General features: G+C 59.2%; 3 protein-coding genes. 1 reads left to right on the top strand and 2 read right to left on the bottom strand.

Features of this window, described 5'->3' with window-relative positions; all coding sequences use genetic code 11:
• On the top strand, positions 1–469 hold a 469-nt coding region (locus tag EOA22_RS30445), incomplete at its 5' end, for a helix-turn-helix domain-containing protein (protein WP_127390467.1).
• A gap of 285 nt (positions 470–754) precedes the next feature.
• Here EOA22_RS30445 and EOA22_RS30440 read toward each other — a convergent pair.
• Both EOA22_RS30440 and EOA22_RS30435 read right to left on the bottom strand, forming a co-directional pair.
• Positions 755–1,708, bottom strand: coding sequence for a PleD family two-component system response regulator (locus EOA22_RS30440; RefSeq protein WP_281034234.1), 954 nt, complete (start codon positions 1,706–1,708; stop codon positions 755–757).
• Positions 1,709–1,772: 64 nt separating this feature from the next.
• On the bottom strand, positions 1,773–2,586 hold an 814-nt coding region (locus EOA22_RS30435; RefSeq protein ID WP_127390466.1), incomplete at its 5' end, for a chemotaxis protein CheB.

The raw sequence follows: 2,586 nt of genomic DNA, 5'->3' as shown, positions 1-2,586 counted from the left end.
ATATCTGATCGCGCGCTTCGTCAGCCTCAAGGAGGCGATGCAGGTCGCCAAGGTCTACATGCTGCAGTGGCACGACATGGGCCAGCAGCCCTTCGCCGCGCTGATGCGCTTTCGCCAGACCGACGACGCGGTGATCAACCGCTGCCAGAAATGGGCCGAAGGCAACTACCGGACGCCCTCGCCCGTCGCCGCCATGACCAAGTTGTCAGGCCTGTCCGAGCGCTCCTTCGTGCGCCGCTTCGCCAAGGCCACGGCAATGAAGGCAATCGACTACATCCACGCGCTCAGGCTCGAGCAAGCCAAGCAGATGCTGGAGACCGGCGATCTCCCGGTCGAAGCGGTGGCGAGTGAAGTCGGCTATGAGGATGCGAGTTTTTTCGGGCGTCTCTTCCGCCGCAAGGTCGGGGTGACGCCGGCGCAATATCGCATTCGCTTCGGTGCTCTCCGGCGAGCATTGAGCCGCGATTGAATCTCAACCATCGCGGCGCGATGCCGATATTCCGCTTTGCGACTCAAGTCAGCCGTTGAGCTGGCCCCAGCGGAATCCCAAAAGCAGAAATTCGAGCGATCAGGCGAACCGGCACGTTCCCACCCAGAACCGGACGCCCAGCGGTCATTAACGATGGGTTCGAGCTCCAGCCGCAAAGTAAGCGAGCTGGTCGGCATAGAGCTTCTTGAAGGCCGGGCGAGCCCAGGCGCGTTCAACGTACGCTCAGAAAGTTCCATCTTAGCCTGAGAAGTACGTTGAGCTTGTCTAGCTGCGGGACATATGAACCGCGACACGATTTCGTCCTTCCGATTTGGCACGAAATAGGGCCAAATCGGCAGCATTGACGAAATCATTTGGCGTCTCGTCCGCGGTGGGCACCGCTGTTGCAACGCCGACGCTGATGGTCACACGATCCGGGCCGTGGGGTATGTTCAACTCCCGCACGCCCTGGACGAGCCGCTCTGCGATCGCACTGGATTGTTCCAGTAAAGTGTCGACCAGCACGACCACGAACTCTTCGCCTCCGTACCGCGCAGCTAGGTCGGTGGAGCGTCCGGAACCGCTCTGGATTACGCGGGCGATTTGCTTGAGCACCTCATCGCCGGCCATATGGCCATAGGTATCGTTGTATCGTTTGAAGTTGTCGGCATCGATCATCAACAGCGACAATGGGGACTGTGCGCGAAAAGCGCGCTTCCATTCGGCCGCCAGATATTCATCAAAATAGCGCCTGTTGCCGAGGCCCGTCAGGCCATCGATCCGCGTCAGACGTTCAAGCTCGAGATTTGCACTGATCAGCTGTCGCTGGCTTTCCCTTAGCGCTCGGTATGCCGCGTCTCGCTGGACGTGATCCAGATAAGCCCGAGTGTGATATCGAATACGTGCAATCAGCTCGATACGATCCGGCAGTTTGACGAGATAGTCGTTCGCTCCCGCAGCAAAGGCTTCGCCCTTGGTGGCTGGATCTTCCTTGCTCGACAGCACAATGACTGGGACCGCGCGTGTCGACGCATGCTTCCTGTATTCTCGCACCAGATGCAGCCCATCGACGCCGGGCATGACGAGATCCTGCAGGATAACGGTTGGCTTTACCTCATCCGCGACTGTCATTGCTCTCAACGGGTCGGTGCAGAAGTGTAGGGAAATATCGGGTTCGTTGGCTAGAGCGCGCCTGACCGCCTCGCAAACCATGATCTGATCATCGATGAGCAGAACCATGGATGAATAGTTGTCTGTGAGTGGCGGGACCAGCTCTGGTTCTTGCGTCATCGGACGAGCCCTTTCACGTGGAGCGCTCGCAGGCTTCGATTATACGTGAGCCGATCGCACTCAAAGGAAGAATATCAACAGCCGCGCCGATTTCGGCGGCGGCCTTCGGCATGCCATAGACTGCACTGGTTGCTCGATCCTGGGCGATCGTGAGATGCCCTTTGTCGCGGAGCTGTCTTAGCCCGCGCGCGCCATCCCTGCCCATGCCTGTGAGCAGGACACCAATCACAGAGCCAGGCCACCATTGCGCCGCACTTCCGAAGAACACATCAACGGACGGCCGATAAAAATTGTCCTTGGGGCTGGGCGTATAGCCAAGTTGTTGAGCTGACTTGAAAACCAGATGATCCGCAGAACTGGCTACGAGAACAGTGCCCGCTTGAGGACTATCCTTTTCCCGCGCCGGACGGATCGGGAGAGGCGTATGCTGTCCCAGCCAATCAGTAAGCCCCGGCACGAACTGAGCATCGAGATGCTGGACGAGCACGATCGCGCCGTCAAAATCAACGGGAAACGCACTCAGGACGGCGGCAACGGCGGCCGGCCCGCCCGCGGAGGCGCCGATTGCAATTAAGCGTCGAGGTGTCGGCTCAGCGTCACGTGACATCCGCCTTTTTGTCTTGGCCGGCGCATCACCGATCAGCTTGCCGATCGTCGCAATCTTGTTCGTTAGAAGCCGTGCGGATTGCGAGGACGCGTTACCTTCGATGCCTACTGACGGAATATCGACCGCGTCAAGCGCGCCATGACCCATTGCTTCGTAGACACCGACGAGGTTGGCTTCGATACTGGCGGTCGCCAGCAGGATTGAGCACGGGGTTTCCGCC

Source organism: Mesorhizobium sp. M7A.F.Ca.US.014.04.1.1 (assembly GCF_003998745.1).
GTDB lineage: Bacteria > Pseudomonadota > Alphaproteobacteria > Rhizobiales > Rhizobiaceae > Mesorhizobium > Mesorhizobium ciceri.
The sequence above is the reverse complement of the archived record's forward strand: the minus strand, read 5'-3'. Positions and strand labels throughout refer to the sequence as shown.